Here is a 16,661-nt window from a genome sequence, read left to right as displayed (position 1 = left end):
CCGTATCGTTTGTGCCATTGCTGTCAAGCTGGAAGTTTTAGCTCCCCCCACGGAGTGAGCGCGAAGTGTTTGTCGAACGAGGTGAGGCCGTGCTAGGCAGACGGGTCAGGTTAAAAACTGTGTGGATCTCGGCAGCATTCATGGCATCAACTATTCAAACACGCCGCGTATCCAAAGCCGCACGCGGACAGTTCGCCGAAGATCCGGACAACTCGGATGCAAGGCCGATCGGAAGGCCGCGCGATCTCGCATCGCGACGTTCTATCTTGTCCGCCACCATGAGCCTGCTGCAGACGACTTCCGTTGCCGACCTCGCGATCGAAGCCGTAGCGCGAGAGGCGCGCGTTTCGAAGGCGACAATCTATCGCTGGTGGGAGGGTAAGGGCGCACTGGTGATTGATGCATTCATGGAATCGCATTTCAGCAACACGCCGATGCCGACGGCCGTCGATCCGCGGACGGCCATCAAACGTCATCTCACCTCGCTCGTCCATTATTTCGCTGGCCGCGCCGGCAAGCTTGTCGTGCAGATTCTATGCGAGGGCCACGACAACAACGCGCTGCTGGCGGAATTCAACGAGCGATTTGCCAAGAACCGCCGGCGCTTGGTCCAGGAGACGTTCGAGCGAGGCCAGCGCGATGGACTGTTCAGGTCCGATGTCGATGCGGCGTGGGCCGTCGAGATGCTGTACTCGCCGATTTATCGCCGCTTGATCTTTGGTGAGCCGCTGAATGAGCAGTTTATCGAGATGCTTTGCGGAAGCGTGGAAACCTTGTTCTCGAGCGATCCAAAATCCAAACGGGCCCGGCCGAAGGGCAAAAAATAGCCTGTAGCGATCCCGCATTCCTCACACGGGCTCGGCGCCAGCAACCCCGCTCATGGCGAGCTTGCGCCTGGGCCTCACGATTGCAAGCGAGGAGGTCGCCGTTGCGATGGCTCTTTTGTCACGGTCCTGAAGCTGAGCGCGGGCAAAGACCACGTTTTTTCCGCAGCGCTCGATTTCCGCAAGCGCGCGGTATCCGCCGATTTTTGCCGATCTGAGATAGGCGACATTCATATTTATGGTTGCAACGGAAAGCCCGTCGGGGATCGCCAGCAGCGCGGCATAGGCCATGGCAAAGTCCAGCATTGTCGTGAGCGCCCCGCCGTGAACGACGTCCTCGGCCTGCAAGAAGTGCGTGCCTACCTTGAATGACAACTCAAGGCGAGGTCCTGAGAGATCGATCACCTCCAGCTTGGTCTCCAGGGATGTCGCCAGCGCGGTCGAGTTGACCGCGATGGGCAGACCACTGCCCTTTTCATGCTGACGCAGGAACTGCTGATCCAGATTCATGAAGTGTTACGGTCCATTTCGGAGTGCTAGGCCGCGGTGGCTCTAGGGAATGTGATGATCACCGGTCGGCGAAAGACTGTGCAACATTAAGCGGTGTGTGGTGCGACCGACTGATCTCGGAACACCGCGAGACGGCCAATGAGGCAGAGAAGAGCGGAAACCAGTAGACATCCTGCGCCGACCACGAACCATGGCAGGTAGTTGCCGGCCGCGTCAAAGAGCACGCCAGCCAGAATGGGTCCCCCGCCCCCGCCGATCGACACTGCCAGATAGATTCCGCCGAATAAGGTGCTGAAGTGCGCCGGAGGAAAGCGCCTGCCGACCAGGAAAAGCGCTAGATCGAACTCCGAGCCGATAGTGAACCCCATCGCCAAGGTGCCCGGCAGGATCAGATCCGAATTGCCCGAGGCCAGCATCAGCACCCCGCAGGCCGACAGCAGAAAAATGCTGGCCGCAAGCAGATTAGTCTCGACGGTATCGAGCAGAAATCCAGTGATCAAGCGGCCGACAATAACGGCAAATCCGATCAGCCCGGCCAGTTTGGCTGCTGTCGCTGGCGCAATGCCACGATCCGTGAGCATCGGGACGAAATGGACGATTGTTCCGAAGATCCCGGTCGAGGCCAACAGGAAAATGGCGGCAAGCAACATGAAGCGACGGTCCGCATAGAGTGCCCAATTCCGCTGCGTCCGGCTTGACTCAGCCCTTTCGCTGCTGTTCTGGTTCCTCAGCAACAGAGCTATGGTCGGGATCGTTCCCAGGGTCAAAAGGGCCAGGCCGAGGTAAGCGCCGCGCCAGCCGTAGGCACCGAGAAGAGGTCCGACGAGCGAGGGAAACAGAAGCGCGCCAAGGCCCGGGCCGCAATACACGATCCCATAGACGAGCCCCAGGCGCCTTGGAAAATTGCCGACGACCATGCGTCCGTAAGACACCGGTGTGGTCGCGCTGCCGAGAACGGCCAGAAGAAGCGTCAGGGCAAGGAAGCTCGCCAGACCTGCGGTCGCCATTGCCAGCAGCAGGAACGAGACCGCTAGGCCGCCTGCCGAGAGCAGCGCCATCCGGAAGGCGCCAAAGCGGTCAACCAGACGGCCGGCAAAGGGACTGGCGATACCGATCACCAGAATACCGACCAGCGGCCCTAGGGATGCCATCCCGCGCGTCCAGCCGAATTCGGCTGCGATGGGCTTAAGAAACAGCCCGGACGTGTAGAAATAGATCGATGAGACGCTCATCATCATGCCGAGCATGCAGCCTGCAATCAGCTTGCGGCCGCGCCAAAGCTCGCTTGGTGACCCAACATCGTCGCTCACGGTTATTCCTCCCTCGCGTCGACTCCCACATCAACTCTTGTTCTTGCTTGTTTTAGTTACTAACCGTATCGTTTCGAAACTGGCGCGTCAAGACGCCTTGCTTGTGCTGTCGGGTACCGAAGCCCAGGCGCGCTCAAAAAACAGAGGAGGAAGCCATGCAAACCCTCCGGCTCTCGGAGACGGAAGACTTGAGTGACGTCACGGCTGCCGTACTTGCGATCGGGCGGCCTGCCTTTTCCTGTGCGTTGATGGATGCATTGTCGCGCATCGCAGGTGTCGACCACTGCATGGTGTTCGCCTTCCATGGTGAGCGTTCAGTCCGGCCGCAGCTTGACATCGGCAGCGTTTCTATCGCCGGCGAGCTTGGAGCTGCCTATGCCGACCACTTTCATCTCGCGGATCCCAATCGAGATGTGATCTTTGGCAAAGCAGCGAGCGCTTTTCCCATCCTGCTTCCGGCATTCTCTCGCAGGATGTACAATGCGAATTACGCCAAGATGTTTTTTGAAGATGCCGGCATCGTCGACAAAGTTGCAGCCGCGATATGGGTTGATTATTCCTGCTTCTACGTCAACCTCTATAGGACCAGGAAACGGGGCCCTTTTACCCAAGACCAAGTCGGGCGTCTGTCCCGCATTACGCCGACGGTCGCCGCGGCCGTGGCCCGCCATTTTCAGGGCGAAAGTCTGCTAGACGAGGATCCATTCCAAAGACTCGAGGCGCTATTCTCGCGCCCGCCCCTCATCCGGCTCACGCCTCGCGAAAAGGAGGTTTGCGTGCGCATCTTGTCCGGCCTCGGCTCGGAGACGATTTCGGCCGATCTAGGGATCGGCCTGCAAACCGTGCTGACGTACCGCAAGCGCGCATACGGCAAGCTTGGCATCTCCTCGCAGAACGAACTGTTCGCAATCGTGCTGCGACTGGCTTCGCCTCAGTTCGTGCGGCAGTGAAGGCAACGATCCTGGATATTTGGCATCCACGACAAATGTTGAAGGCCTCATCGGCTACGCCGACCTTTGGCCTGCGCCTATCTATTAATGATCGCTTTGGCGCCGCCAGAATTGGTTTGATCAGGATAGCGATGTTTCTCCGCCAATAAATCTGGCCCTCAGCCGATGTGCCCAACGGCGCATCCTTGCGCAGAAACATCGGTTTAGGTCAGCCGCGAAAGCGAGCAGTCTGTGACATTCATGACATCGCATACTTCCGCAGACGTCCTGCTTGACGGTGACAGGGCGCACGCAATACGCGGAAGTGGTGGGCTTGACCGGCGTCCACCCGATCGCGAATGGGAATGAGCCATCGACCCCGTGTTCATCTACTTTGCTTCTGCCAGTTCTAGCCTGATGTTTCCGCCCAACGGGGTCAGGCTGCAAACAAGAATGATGAGCGTGGCCGCCCCAGCGACCCAGCCCAATATGCCTACAGCAGCGTCAAGCCCACCTGCGCCCGCGGCAAGGATGCCAGCAATGATCGGGCTGAAGAACTGACCGATATAGAATGCGCCCGCGAATCCGCCAGAACCCAACCCGCGCTGTTCGAAAGGGAGCCTGGACATGATCCATGTTAGATGGAGCGGGATCACAAGGCCTCCACCGACACAGGCGATAAACGCTCCGACGACTGTGATCGGCGGGGTCGAAGCCGCCGAAACGAGCGCGAATCCGCCTGCAAGCAACACCCAACCGCAGCTCAACAAACGCATCACGCGTTGACGCGCAAAGGCCTGGAAGAGGTAGGACCCGAGTGGAACGCCGAGATTGGCGATGGCGCTCGCGATACCGATACTTTCGGGGGTCAAAAGTCCACGAGAATTGAGAATGAAGCTGAGCTGGACCGGCACTACGTAGAAGGCGATGGAGGCGACCATGGTCATCAACCAGAGCGGCGCGATCTGCCTCCAGGGAAATGATTTCGAGCCTTGGGCCGCCTCGCTGAACTGATCGATCGGGTTCGCCGGCTCCCAGAGGAAAAAAATGAAAAGCGGCAGCAGCACGATCATGAAGCCGTAGACGAGAAACGGCGTATGCCATCCCCATGCCAATCCGCCCAAGGCACCCCCGAGGCCGAATGCGATCACCGCAATCACCGATGCGGAGCCGAACTGGAACGCTAACCATCCCTCGCGAGCGCGCCCGGAGAAGTAGTCTACCGTCAACACGGTCGCGACCGCGGTCAATATCGCCTCTGAAGCGCCGACGACCATGCGGCTTGCGATGATGTAATAGATGTCATTGAGCCATACCGGTGCGGATCCAGCGATCGCGTAGACGATGATGGCTGCCACCAAGGAGTTCTTGCGTCCGAAACGCCTCACCAGAACTCCGACAAAGGGTGAAAGAAGCGCTATGATGACTGCTGGTCCGGCAAGCACGATCGTAACCAAAACCTGGGCATTCGGAAGATGCGCAAAATCTTTCATCATGAACGGCAGAACCGGCGATAGCAGAACAACTCCAAACACGGTCATCCACGGAGAAGAAGTCAAAATCCATCCCTGCAACGACCCCGCTTGTCTCGTCATTCATTCCTCCTCTAGTAGTGTTTCCGATCGGGCTTGAGTTATCATTGTTGCCTTTGGCAACTGGCAGATGCATTCGATCGCGTCTAGATAGACGCATTCATTGCGCTGATTCGCAGTCCACGAGGTTCCGCGACCATCCGAGGCGATTCTGTCTCTGCGCCATCTGTCGGCACTCCGTCCCACCTCAAACGGGCGAAGCCAGAAAAGCGTAGCCGTCGCGAAGAAGACCCAAAGCATATTCCCGGCCATGCTCCGGTTTTCGTTCTTCCTGGCAAATCGCGTATCCGGTATCGTATACGCGCCTGACCCTTTGCTCACGCCGGTGACTGTAGGCGTCGAGCGCAGTCTCCAAATCGTTATGCCGATTCAGTTCCTGAGACAGAACCAGCGCATCCTCGATTGCCATACCACCGCCGGATGTCATCTGCGGCGTTAGTGAATGCGCCGCGTCGCCCAGCAGCACGACGCGGCCGCGGTGCCACGGCGCTGGCATCATCAAGACATCAAATGGGCGGTAGCTTATGTGTTTGTCCTCGCCGATCATCTTGGCAGCCTCGACCAATTCGGGCGCTGTAAATGGAGCGAGAAGATTACGGAGATAGTCGCATACTTGATTTTTCGGAATGCGAAGCTTTTCATCCGTGCTTTCTAAGGAGAAAAGATAGCACAATTCCTTCGATAGCGGCAGGGCGCCCACCATTCTGCCTGTCGGAGCACGATATATGACGAAGCCATTGATAGCGTCGGTGCGAGGAACCGTGTAACGCCACACTCCTTGCCCGGCATAATGCGTCTTGAAGTCTTCGCCGAAGATCTTCTGGCGGGATTTGGAATAGACACCATCTGCCGCGATCAGAAGGTCGGCCCGATCGACATCGCCGTTAGAGAGTTGAACCGTAACCCCGTCGTCGTCCTGATCAATCCGAGTGATCGTTGTCTTGAAGTCGATCCTCGCGCCACTGTTCGTTGCGAATTCTTCAAGGACCTGCCCTAGGCGCGGCCGCATGATCCCCAGTGCAGCTGGACGATCGGGATTCCAAATCCGCGGTGAAGACTGCTCGCTCAGGATATTTCCGCCAGCATCACGCACGGAGACAACGTCCCAACCGTAGCCGCCTTCAAGACAGGCTTCTACCAACCCCAATTCGGAGAGTGCCCGCAAGGCATTCCCGAGCAGCGTGATGCCGGTACCAATCCGGTCGTGCTTATCGCCTATTTCAATGACTCTGGTGGCTACGCCTATCCGCTGAAGCGCATGGGCGACCGTCAAGCCGCCAATTCCGCCACCCACGACGATAACCTTATTCACCGCGGTCATGTTTCCTCCTTCTTCTTTTTCATCTTAAATGGCGACCTGCGCCTCCGTGCAGACCGCCAATGCGTATCTACCCAAAGGGCTGGTGTTCGGTCGGCAGTTAAACCTGCTCTTGGCCGCAACATTCAGCGGGACGCTGACCCTCACGTCGATTTCAGCGGCGTCGCCGAGGTCAATCCGACTCGCCTACTGAACAGTCATCATCTCTCCATCGTTCGTTACAGCGAAACTGCGATGTACTTGGTTTCAAGATATTCCTTGATGCCTTCAGTCGAACCCTCGCGACCAAGACCGCTTGCTTTGCAGCCACCGAACGGCGCGGCAGGGTCGGATGCCAGTCCCCTGTTGAGCGCGACCATACCGCTCTGCATCTGCCCGCACAGGCGTAAGCCGCGCTTCAGATCCTCGGTATAAACGTAAGAGATCAGCCCGAAGTCCGTATCGTTGGCGAGCTTCACGGCGCGCGCCTCATCGTCGAAGGGAACGATTGGTGCGACGGGGCCAAAGATTTCGTGTTTCAGAATATTTGCATCTTCCGGCACATCGGCGAGCACAGTGGGGGCATAGAAATGGCCGGGACGATTGAGCCGGTGCCCACCCGTTACAATGCGCGCGCCGCGCGCGACAGCATCCCGCACAAGCTCGTCGATCTTGACCACCGCTTCGGCATTCACCATGGGGCCAAGCTGAGTGTCCTCGTCGACCCCGTCGCCGATCTTGAGTGCCGCCATTCTTTTGGCCAGCCCTTCGGTGAAGCCCTCATAGAGGTTGCGCGAGACGTAGAATCTGTTTGCCGCCGTGCACGCCTCTCCGCCGTTGCGCATCTTCGCCACCATGGCGCCATCGAGGGCGTCAGTGAGGTTAGCGTCGCGGCAAACGAGAAACGGAGCATTGCCGCCAAGCTCCATCGAGCTCGTCAGCACCTGATCGGCGGCTTCCTTGAGGAGGACGCGACCGACTTCGGTCGAGCCCGTGAACGAGACGGTCCGCACTCTCGGGTCATGCAACACGGCGCTGACCGCCTTACCAGACTGGGAGGTTACGATCACGTTGATCGCGCCCTTCGGGACGCCCGCTTTAAGCATGATTTCCGCGACTGCGAGCGCAGTCAGAGGTGTTTCCGTGGCAGGCTTGAGGACGCAGGTGCAGCCGGCGGCGAGAGCGGGCGCCATCTTGCGCGTCGCCATGGCTGCGGGAAAATTCCACGGCGTTACCAGCACGGCAATGCCGACGGGCTCATAGGATACCAGAATATGGTTCTGCCCCGAAGGCGCCAGGCTCATCTCTCCGATGATCCTTGGCGTTTCCTCGCTATACCAGCGGAAGAACTCAGCGGCGTAGCGCACTTCCCCGAGCGCGTCCGGGTAAGCCTTACCGTTTTCGAGCGAGATCAGGCGCGCCAGCTCCCTCTCCTCTTCGATCATCAGTTCGAAGCATCTGCGCAGGATTTCGGCCCTCTGCCGCGGAGAGGTGGCCGCCCAAGCTGGCGCAGCGGCCGCGGCAGCGTCGACCGCGGCCAGCGCATCGGCGACGCTGGCATTGGCCACCTGGGCGATCACTTCGTCGTTCGAGGGATTTCGGACCTCGATCGTCGCACCGGCCTCGCCATCACGCCACTCTCCAATCAGGATCGGATGGCTTCCGGACTGATACTTACTCGAAATCGTCATGTCATCGCCTGGTCAGGAGGGATTGCGGCCAATGAAGAATTCATGGAACGGGTCTTCGCTGGGATTGAGACCCGAGGCCTTCTGAGCATTCCGAAGTGCAAGCATGTGATTTTCGTGCAGCCGGGGCGTCGGCGCGCGGAGCGGACCGCCATTGTAGCCCTGCAACCACCCCTGGAATTTCCACTGCATGCGGTTCAACATGAAGGAGCCCGTCATCGACTGGGTCATCTGGTTCTTGACCTTGCGGGCGGGATGCATGCGCCAGTAGATCTCGGTTGCCTCGTCATATTTGCCCTCGCGCAGAAGCTTCATGACCCTTGGAATCAATGGTCCCCAGAACTCATGGTCGGAGGTGGCGGAAAGCTGGATTGGAAAGAGCTGGGATAGCGGGATGAGATCCCACTCTAGGGGCATCGAGATGACCACCTCTTGGCCAAAGAGGCGATGGCATTCGATCACGCTCATGATCGAGGGGTGACCACCTTCCGCCTTGATCGCGCCAATGTTGGGACAGGCATCGAGCAAGCGCCGGATCAGTTTCGACGAAATGTCAGCCGGATGCAGGCGGGAGAATCCCCAGATTGCCATCGGAAACAGGAGCACGCCGAGATTGGTCGCATCGCAGAACGCCTTGGTGTATTGGAAGATGTCCTCTTCGGATTGCGGATAAAAATTGGCAGGATAGGTCAGCAGCACGTAGTCTGCTCCGGCTCGTTCAGCGAGCTTGGCGGCCTCGATGTTCTGCCCGAGCGTATTCCAGCTCGCATGGTGCATGACGTAGAAGTCCTTGCCGGCCTCCTCCTTCATGATCCGGACGAAATCGAGATATTCACGCAGCGTGATATTGACCTCACCAATGGCCAGCGAACCGACAAAGCCGTGCTCCTTGGCGAGCGCGACATCGTGACGGATCGCCTTTTCATTGATGCCGTTCAGATCGCTCGTGAAGGAGGGAATCGTGCAATTTACGGCGCCGACCATTCTTTCGCGCGTCCAGGCGCGCGTCTCGCTTTTCGAATAGGATGCCACTTTTCTCTCCCTCGGGCTGGCGAATATGCAACCGTCAGTCTCTGCGGTCGGCTAACCGAACGCAGGTCTGCGACTTAGATTGTTTTTCTGTAGAATTCGATCGGCAACGTCACCAGGCGATCGGCCTTGCTGGCGAGCTCATATGCAAGCTCGGCGCAGACGATGTCCTGGATACCGGCGCCGACGCTCTTGAACATAGGCATGCGCGCGGCCTTGACCCTGTCCTCGATCGTTCCGCACAGGAGCTCGTTGAGCGACACGCATTTGTGCTCGAAGCTGACGCCGGCCTCCTTCGCAGCGATCATGTCACCGGTCTCGTGCATCACCTCGTCAAGCACGTCGCATACGATGAGATCGCAGCGCGCGACCACGCTGGTGTCGATTTCACGCTGCTCGGGGACTGTGGAGCCGACCGAGACGACGGCCCGGCAGTTATCCAGCCAATCGCCGTAGAGGATGGGCGACTCATCCCGCGAGCGCGCGGCCGCAACAGCGAGCGTCGCCGGTCTCACGGCATCCTCAGCAGTATCTGTCGCCAGGCAGCGAACGCCGGTTTCTGCCTGAAATGCGTCTGCAAAGCGGGCCCTGCTGGCCGGCGTTGGGCTAAAGATACGCAGCTCACGGATCTTGCGGATGGCGTGAATCGCACGCGCGTGCGCCGCGGCTTCTTGGCCGCTACCTATGACCCCAACGATCAATTCGTCTTTCGGCGCCAGCACCTCAAGTGCTGCCGCCGATGTCGAGGCGGTACGGAAACTGGTGATGAAGGCTCCATCAACAAGGGCACGGAGCTCGCCGGTTTCCTGTTCGAACAAAGGGATCAGATAATTGATCGCGGGCTTAGGCCCCATGCCGAACAGCTTGCCACCCATGAAGCGTGCGCCCGGCGGAATCGCAGACAGGCTTCGCAACCAGACGCGGCCATTCCGCGCCACGGTGCGAAGCGGACTGACCATCGGCCCATGCGCAACGGAATAGGCCTGCGAGAGGCTTTCAATGACCTGTCTCCAATCCAGGATTTCCGAAACCGCTGAAGCCGAGACAAAGCTCACGGCTTTGTTAGATATAGCCACGGCACCATCCTTGGTCAACCAATATCCACCCAATATCGATCAATAGTCGACCAATCTGGCAGAGTCAATGAACCAATCTGTGTCGAGGCCTGATTGTGAATAGCTTAGGGGATCGGCCCAGCGCGCTGGCCGGGCCCTAGGAGGTTGCAATGTGGGCTTTGCGCCCTAGTCTAGAGCGGCGCGAATGGACCGAGCAAAGCCTTGCGGACTTCCTCAAGGTGGCTGCGCATGAGGGTGGCTGCATCGCGCGCCTCGCGAGATTCGATTGCGCCAAAGATCGCCTCATGCTCCTGCGTGATGTGGGCGCGCCTAGCTACCGCGGTGGGCAAATCTGACAGGCGCCCCCAATTCCTCTGGGTCTGGCTCTCCTGGATCATGACCAGGATGTTCAAAAGCAACTGGTTCTTGGACGCTCGGGCGATAGCCAGATGAAAGTCCTTGTCGAGGGCGCTCCATTCCTCCCAAGGCTCGATTTGCTTAGACTTCTGAAGAATTGCCCCAATTCGTTCAACGTCGGTCCCGGTCGCGCGCTGCGCCGCGAGAAACGCGATCTGCGGCTCGAGGGTAAGGCGGGCTTCCAGAATTTCTGACGGGTTCGTTTCCAGGTCAGGACCCGTCCCAGTGGCCGCAGGGCGTAGCTGAGGGTCCGGTGAGGCGCTCATGAACGTCCCCTGCCCCACATGGCGCCAGATCACCCCATCGCGCTCGAGCCGGGCCAGAGAGGTCCGAAGGCGACTACGGGTCAGCTTCAGATCTTCGGCGAGCTGCCGCTCGGGAGGCAATTGCTCATTGGGACGGAAGCCGCGCTCTTTCAGGTATTTCCGCAGCACTTCAAAGGCAGGTTGGCGAGAATCAGTGATGTCGTCCATTCGCCCAATATCGCCCAATTTTGGGTTGGGCGCAAGGGGCGGCGACTGAGACATGTCAATCGGACGCGAGCCGTTCGCCGCCGGCACCGCCCCCGGGATCGAGCAAGAGCCGAATTTCTCCCCCCTCAGAAATTGAGACCTCGACTGAGGTCAGCGATTGACCGAGGCACGGTCCGAGAACGCAAAGACCAGTTGGGATGTCGAATGTCGCACCATGCGCGCTGCATAGAATGCGGCTTCCGTCCTTGGTGAGATACGCGTTCTTCTTCCAAGGTAGCGGGGTCTGGCCATAGTGAGGACAAATGTCGAGGAAGGCGTGGATCCTTTCCCCCCTCCGCACAACGAAAACGCTATCGCGCCCCTTCTTGAAAGGATCAAACCCGCAAGCCTCGCCATCCCTCAGATCTGAGAGATGGCAAAGCGCCGGCGTGAACTGCTTCATTGCATCTGAGCTCAAATCACAAGTCGCACGAACGGAAGACAAGGCCTTGGCGCCCTACCGGCCGCGGCTTCGTTCGATCTCTGAAAGAAGCGAGAGAAATGCCGGACCGCGCTCCTCTTGCAGATGTTGTACCTCAACCGCCCGGAGCCCACTTCTCTCGGTGTTCGAGCAAAAAGATTTGAGAATGCTCAGTCTTCATCGGTAGTTCGCGCGGCTCCCACTTGTCATCCAGGACATCCATGTCGGCATCGAACTCGGCGTGGGTACCCATCGGGCTGTTGAAGTACCAGAACCAGTTGGAGCCGAATTTGTGGCGGCCCGGCCCCCAGAACGACTGATAGCCCTTTTTCACCATGCGCGAGCCCGCGAGCATCAGTTCGGTCGGCCCTTGCATGTGAAACGCAAAATGCTCAAGTCCCTTCATGTATTCCGGGGTTTGAATCAGAAACAGCGTGTGATGATCGGTATTCGAGGCCGGACGCAAGAACGGACCGCCACCCGTAAACCGGTCCATGACGGTGAAGCCGAGGCGCTGGGTGTAGAATGCCTCCATCTTTGCCGCATCAGGCACGAAATAAACCACATGCGACAGGGTTCGCGGCGATGCCGCAGCGTCCTCGTCGGCTCCGATTTCGTTGATGCCGCGTTGTGGAGCGGCACCTGGCGAATTGATGCGCTCGGGAAGGAGATCCAGCTTCCGGCGGCGCGTCAGGCGGAATCCCAGCGCGAAACCCAGATCATCGACCGACTCTACCGTGCCATCCGGCTGAACCTGAACCTGCCGGTCCTTGCTCAACTCATACTTGACCTGGTCGAGCGTGCCTTGATCTTCGACGCCGTAGATCGTCTTTCTGAGCATGTTGCCGGTCGGCAACGGCGGCGGCAGATGGAGGCTATCTTTGGCATGAATCGAAAGGCCGGTACCATCCAGCGCCTCGTAGAAGCCGGAGCCATCCTTGTCGCCAACGTGCTTCAATCCGTAATCGGTGATGAACGCGGCGCATGCCTCTACGTTGTCGACGCCGAACACGAGCTCATCAGGGCCAATGATTTTCACGCTAGTCCTCCTCCTTTTTTGTGAAAGCTCCCGGCGTTTGGCGCGGAACGCATTCACGACGGCATCGTCCGCCTCACCCCCAGAATAGGGGCTCGCGCTGCATCACGGAAATGGATAGTTTAAATCACATATATTGATACGATCCATAGATCCGGGAGGCCGCCTTGCGCTTCAACAATCTCGATCTGAATTTGCTGGTGGCGCTCGACCATCTCATCGTCACAAAATCGATCAGCCAAACGGCAGAGCGGATGAATCTCAGCCAATCCGCGATGAGTAATGCGCTGGGAAGGCTTCGGCAGTACTTTGATGACCCACTGCTCGTGCGCGTCGGTCAGAAAATGGAATTGACGGTACGCGCGGAAACACTTCGCCCAGAAATTTCCGACGTTCTCACGCGCATTGAAGCCGCTTTGGCCAGAAAGGCTGCGTTCGATCCCAAAGAGGCCGATCGGGAATTCCGCCTGCTCGTGTCCGACTACTCACTTCACACCATCATTCCGCCTGTCTTGGAGCTCACGGCCGCGTTCGGCGATCATATCCGTTTCCAATTCCTGCGGCAGACCGAACGGCCGAACATCTTCCTTGAGCGGGGCGAGGCGGATCTGCTGATTGCGCCGCGCATCGTTTGCTCTCCGGAACACCCCTCGATCAAGTTGTTCGAAGATGACTATTGTTGCGTGGCGTGGCGCCGCGGCAAATACGGCAAGAGGCCGCTTAGCCGGAAGTCGTTCGCAGCAGCCGGGCACGTACGATATCTTTCCTCGCCGACGTCTGGGGCTCTGGACTCCGTCCTTCTGGATCAATTGGGCGTTGCACGGCGAACCGAGGTCTCGACGTTTGCCTTTTCCTCGGTGCCCCATCTCGTCCTCGGAACCGATCGCATTGCAATCGTCCACCGCCGCACGGCCAAGCTCTGGGCAAGCCAACTGCCGATTTCGATCTTGGAAATCCCCTTTTCGATGGAGCGTTTTGAACAGCAGATGCAGTGGCACCACTATCGCAGCCGCGATCCCGGCATCATCTGGCTACGAGACATCTTCAGGCAAGCGGCCGCAAAGATGCGCTAAACCAAAATACCCATCCGGCCCTCCTTTACAAAACGAGACGTATCGTTTACCTAGGCCAGGAGGAGGGCCTGGCATGCCTATCACCGTCCATTGGTTCGTCGAGCCAGCCGTGGGGATCGTTGCACGCGCTCGCAGCTCATCGACGGCGGGGTGCCTTTACGTCGACGGCGTTGCCACCAAATCCTCAGATGACCAGTTCGCGGCGCTTCTGAGCGGCGCGGCAGATGCAGCCATCACGGCCATGGACAACGTGATGGACTGGAATCTGCGCGCGGGCGGGGGAGATTTCCGTATCGTCGCACAGATCGAGCGAACGATTCCCCTCTCCCTTGTCAGCCGTGCCGGTGTAACGGGAATCCAAGGACTAAGAGGCAAAACTCTTCTCGTCGATGCGCCTGCGAACGGCTTCGTCGTGGCCGCTAGAGCTTTGCTGGACGAATGCGGTTTGCCCGATGGATCCTATGCACTCAAACGTGCGGGCGGCGTACGTGAACGCTTTGAAGCATTGTTAGCTGGAAGCGGGGATGCGACCCTGCTCGGTCCGCCATTCGACCAGATGGCCTTAGCACGGGGGGCGCAGGTCCTGTCGCGCGTGAACGACCAATATCCAGCCTTCCCTGGCCAAGGACTGGTCATGCGACGCAGCTCGTATGAGCGTTGTCGTGCAGGCATGGCGATCTGGCTTGCCGAGATAGACCATGCGCGCGCACTGGCGCTGACAAACAAGGATGTCGCGGTCTGGCATCTGACAAAGACTGGCCTACCCGGAGGCCTTGCAGAGGACATGATCTCCTTCGTCCCGAACTCTCTCGTTCCGGAGCGGGAGGGTGTTGATCTCCTCATCGCGCAACGAAAGCGCGCGCGGCTGCACGGGGGCGATCTCACCTACTCGGATCTTGTCGATTTCGATCTCCTCGAAAGCATTGGTCATTGGCGGGAGCACAACCGATGAACTTCCAGGAATATGCGCTCGCGACGTTTCGCAAGAGTACCGAGAGGCCGCGGGCAGGTTTGGCCATTGGCGAGCGTGTCATGGCGCTCGAGGATCTCCTTCGCATATGCCCGATAGCTGGCTCTGAGCACCTTGCGGCAAAGAGCATTCTCGAGCTTCTTCAGAACTGGGACCCTGCTCTGGAAGCCCTTAACAACTTGCGGGCGGCGGTGACGGAGGAACTCGTCCATGATCGCTTCCATGAATTTGCCGACGTTACCATCTGCCCGCCGGTTGATCTGCCCCATCAGGTTTTCTGCACCGGAGCCAATTATCGCAAGCATGTCGTGGACCTGACGCTCGATATGGGGGTGGGACCGGAAGGGCTAGACGCAGCCGGCCTCAGACGTTGGGCAGAGGGCATGATGGACGAGCGAGCAGCAACTGGTGACCCTTACGTATTCACCAAGCCAGTCTCGGCAATTGCGGGCGCGTATGACGCGCTGGTCCTGCCTGCGGCGGACGAGAAGCCGGATTGGGAGATTGAGGTCGGCGTCATCATTGGGCGGGGCGGCCGTAACATCTCGCGAAATGAGGCGATGTCCCATGTTGCCGGCTATGCCATCATCAATGATGTGACCTCGCGCAGCTTGATTGCCCGCACGGACTACAAGCAGCTCGGCACCGACTGGTTACGCGCAAAGGGTCAGCCGGGATTTCTCCCCTTTGGTCCCGTGCTGGCTCCGGCACAATTCGTCACCAATCCATCCCATTTGCGCCTGACGCTCAGCATCAATGGCAAGATCATGCAGGATGAGGCCGCCGCCGACATGATCTTCGATATTAGTCGGCAGATCGAATATATCTCGCGCTATGTGCGCTTGATGCCAGGCGACCTGATCTGCACCGGCTCTCCGGCTGGAAACGGCACCCACTACAACCGCTTCCTGCAGCCGGGCGATTTGATGGTTGGGGAGATCACCGGCTTGGGCCGCCAGACGATCACTTGCATTGCCGCGTGACACAATCCGGTCAGCTCGATCGGGCAATCGAACGAGGTTGCCGCACAGCGTTGCGTTTTGTCCGCAGTTGCGGCTGCTCGAAATAGGAAGCCACTATGAAAGCTGTTCTGCTCAGATCCTATGGTGACATCGGCCAGCTCGTGATTGGCGAGGTCCCAACGCCCAAGCCTCAACCCGGCGAAGTTTTGATCAAGATCGAAGCCTCCGCGGTCAATCACTTCGATTTGATCATCCGTCAAGGCTATGTGGCTCAGTTCATTCCCTTGCAACTTCCCGCCATATTGGGTGGTGACGCTGCCGGCACGGTCGTCGAGGTTGGATCCGGTGTAACAGAAATCTCGGTTGGCGATCGGGTGATCGCTGACTTCGCGCCGAACGGCAGAGGCTCTCACGCCGAGTATGGGGTTGTGCCAGCTACGGCTCTCGCTAGGCTTCCGGCAAATCTCACATTCGAGCAAGGCGCGGCTCTCCCAAAGGCTGGTCTCACCGGACGGCAGGCGGTCGACGCTCTCGGCGTGAAGGCTGGAGACCGCGTCCTCATATCCGGCGGCTTGGGCGCAGTCGGACGCGCCGCGATTCAATACCTTCAACAAATCGGAGCAACCCCTGTGGCAGGCGTACGGCCTTCAAGGCTTGAGGAGGCACGTCGGGTTGCGGGGGAAGCTCTCGATATCGCCGAGCCGCGCAGCAGAGCGATGTTCGACTACGCGATCAGCGCTGCAGCACCCGTTGCTACCGAAGTCATCCGGCACGTACGGGATGGGGGCCAGATCGCCAGCATCGTTCCGGTACCGGAAGGTGCGAACGCTGGCAATCGTGTGACCATTCACGAACTCTATCATCGCACCGACGCGAGTACGCTCGAAGCTGTAGCCGATGCGGCATCGCGTGGTTTGTTGATGATTCCGATTGCGAAGACCTTACCGCTCACGGAGATTGGCGCTGCACAGGAATCGGTCGCCGCCGGCATTCAGGGCAAAGTCGTGCTAAAGCATTGAGCGCGCTGCCACGCGAG

The 16,661-nt window shown here is 58.9% G+C and carries 16 protein-coding genes; 6 read left to right on the top strand and 10 right to left on the bottom strand.

From position 1 onward, the window contains the following. Nucleotides 1-65: 65 nt before the first annotated feature. A complete protein-coding gene (locus P6U28_RS40465) occupies nucleotides 66-827 on the top strand; it encodes a TetR/AcrR family transcriptional regulator (protein WP_407123270.1) in 762 nt (253 codons plus the stop codon). A 21-nt stretch (nucleotides 828-848) separates the two neighbouring features. On the opposite strand, the gene P6U28_RS40460 is transcribed toward P6U28_RS40465, so the two are convergent. After that, nucleotides 849-1,334 carry a PaaI family thioesterase gene (locus P6U28_RS40460; protein WP_407123269.1) on the bottom strand — a complete coding sequence of 162 codons (486 nt, stop codon included), beginning with the start codon at nucleotides 1,332-1,334 and terminating at the stop codon, nucleotides 849-851. 86 nt (nucleotides 1,335-1,420) lie between these two features. Further along, complete coding sequence (locus P6U28_RS40455) at nucleotides 1,421-2,644, bottom strand: MFS transporter (protein WP_407123268.1); 1,224 nt, start codon at nucleotides 2,642-2,644, stop codon at nucleotides 1,421-1,423. 155 nt (nucleotides 2,645-2,799) lie between these two features. On the opposite strand from P6U28_RS40455, the gene P6U28_RS40450 reads away from it, so the two are divergent. Continuing rightward, nucleotides 2,800-3,594 carry a helix-turn-helix transcriptional regulator gene (locus P6U28_RS40450; RefSeq protein ID WP_407123267.1) on the top strand — a complete coding sequence of 265 codons (795 nt, stop codon included), beginning with the start codon at nucleotides 2,800-2,802 and terminating at the stop codon, nucleotides 3,592-3,594. A 368-nt stretch (nucleotides 3,595-3,962) separates the two neighbouring features. Here P6U28_RS40450 and P6U28_RS40445 read toward each other — a convergent pair whose 3' ends face one another. The 8 genes from P6U28_RS40445 to P6U28_RS40410 all read right to left on the bottom strand — a co-directional run bounded on the left by P6U28_RS40445 (nucleotide 3,963) and on the right by P6U28_RS40410 (nucleotide 12,623). After that, nucleotides 3,963-5,168, bottom strand: coding sequence for an MFS transporter (locus P6U28_RS40445; RefSeq protein WP_407123266.1), 1,206 nt, complete (start codon nucleotides 5,166-5,168; stop codon nucleotides 3,963-3,965). Between the two features lie 184 nt (nucleotides 5,169-5,352). Then, entirely contained in the window at nucleotides 5,353-6,486 is a 1,134-nt protein-coding gene (locus P6U28_RS40440; protein WP_407123265.1) for an FAD-dependent oxidoreductase, read from the bottom strand. 215 nt (nucleotides 6,487-6,701) lie between these two features. Beyond that, nucleotides 6,702-8,153: an NAD-dependent succinate-semialdehyde dehydrogenase gene (locus tag P6U28_RS40435; protein WP_407123264.1), complete on the bottom strand. Its 1,452-nt coding sequence runs from the start codon at nucleotides 8,151-8,153 to the stop codon at nucleotides 6,702-6,704. Nucleotides 8,154-8,165: 12 nt separating this feature from the next. Beyond that, nucleotides 8,166-9,182 carry a dihydrodipicolinate synthase family protein gene (locus tag P6U28_RS40430; RefSeq protein ID WP_407123263.1) on the bottom strand — a complete coding sequence of 339 codons (1,017 nt, stop codon included), beginning with the start codon at nucleotides 9,180-9,182 and terminating at the stop codon, nucleotides 8,166-8,168. A 74-nt stretch (nucleotides 9,183-9,256) separates the two neighbouring features. Next, complete coding sequence (locus P6U28_RS40425) at nucleotides 9,257-10,273, bottom strand: ornithine cyclodeaminase family protein (RefSeq protein WP_407123262.1); 1,017 nt, start codon at nucleotides 10,271-10,273, stop codon at nucleotides 9,257-9,259. A gap of 152 nt (nucleotides 10,274-10,425) precedes the next feature. Continuing rightward, nucleotides 10,426-11,124: a FadR/GntR family transcriptional regulator gene (locus P6U28_RS40420; protein ID WP_407123261.1), complete on the bottom strand. Its 699-nt coding sequence runs from the start codon at nucleotides 11,122-11,124 to the stop codon at nucleotides 10,426-10,428. A 55-nt stretch (nucleotides 11,125-11,179) separates the two neighbouring features. Continuing rightward, nucleotides 11,180-11,566, bottom strand: a complete 387-nt coding sequence (locus P6U28_RS40415; RefSeq protein WP_407123260.1) for a Rieske (2Fe-2S) protein — start codon at nucleotides 11,564-11,566, stop codon at nucleotides 11,180-11,182. Nucleotides 11,567-11,699: 133 nt separating this feature from the next. Continuing rightward, nucleotides 11,700-12,623, bottom strand: a complete 924-nt coding sequence (locus tag P6U28_RS40410; protein WP_407123259.1) for a VOC family protein — start codon at nucleotides 12,621-12,623, stop codon at nucleotides 11,700-11,702. Between the two features lie 164 nt (nucleotides 12,624-12,787). Between P6U28_RS40410 and P6U28_RS40405 the strand changes: the two genes are divergently transcribed. The 4 genes from P6U28_RS40405 to P6U28_RS40390 all read left to right on the top strand — a co-directional run bounded on the left by P6U28_RS40405 (nucleotide 12,788) and on the right by P6U28_RS40390 (nucleotide 16,644). Beyond that, nucleotides 12,788-13,693 (top strand): LysR family transcriptional regulator, encoded by a 906-nt coding sequence (locus P6U28_RS40405; RefSeq protein WP_407123258.1) that lies wholly within the window; start codon nucleotides 12,788-12,790, stop codon nucleotides 13,691-13,693. A 73-nt stretch (nucleotides 13,694-13,766) separates the two neighbouring features. Beyond that, on the top strand, nucleotides 13,767-14,645 hold the full coding sequence (locus P6U28_RS40400; RefSeq protein WP_407123257.1) for an ABC transporter substrate-binding protein: 879 nt from the start codon (nucleotides 13,767-13,769) through the stop codon (nucleotides 14,643-14,645). Then, nucleotides 14,642-15,646 carry a fumarylacetoacetate hydrolase family protein gene (locus P6U28_RS40395; RefSeq protein ID WP_407123256.1) on the top strand — a complete coding sequence of 335 codons (1,005 nt, stop codon included), beginning with the start codon at nucleotides 14,642-14,644 and terminating at the stop codon, nucleotides 15,644-15,646. The genes P6U28_RS40400 and P6U28_RS40395 overlap by 4 nt, the downstream gene beginning before the upstream one ends. Before the next feature lie 95 nt (nucleotides 15,647-15,741). Further along, entirely contained in the window at nucleotides 15,742-16,644 is a 903-nt protein-coding gene (locus P6U28_RS40390) for an NADP-dependent oxidoreductase (protein ID WP_407123255.1), read from the top strand. Nucleotides 16,645-16,661: the final 17 nt, after the last annotated feature.

Source organism: Bradyrhizobium sp. STM 3561 (assembly GCF_045571455.1).
Classification (GTDB): Bacteria; Pseudomonadota; Alphaproteobacteria; order Rhizobiales; family Xanthobacteraceae; genus Bradyrhizobium; species Bradyrhizobium vignae.
The sequence above is the reverse complement of the archived record's forward strand: the minus strand, read 5'-3'. Positions and strand labels throughout refer to the sequence as shown.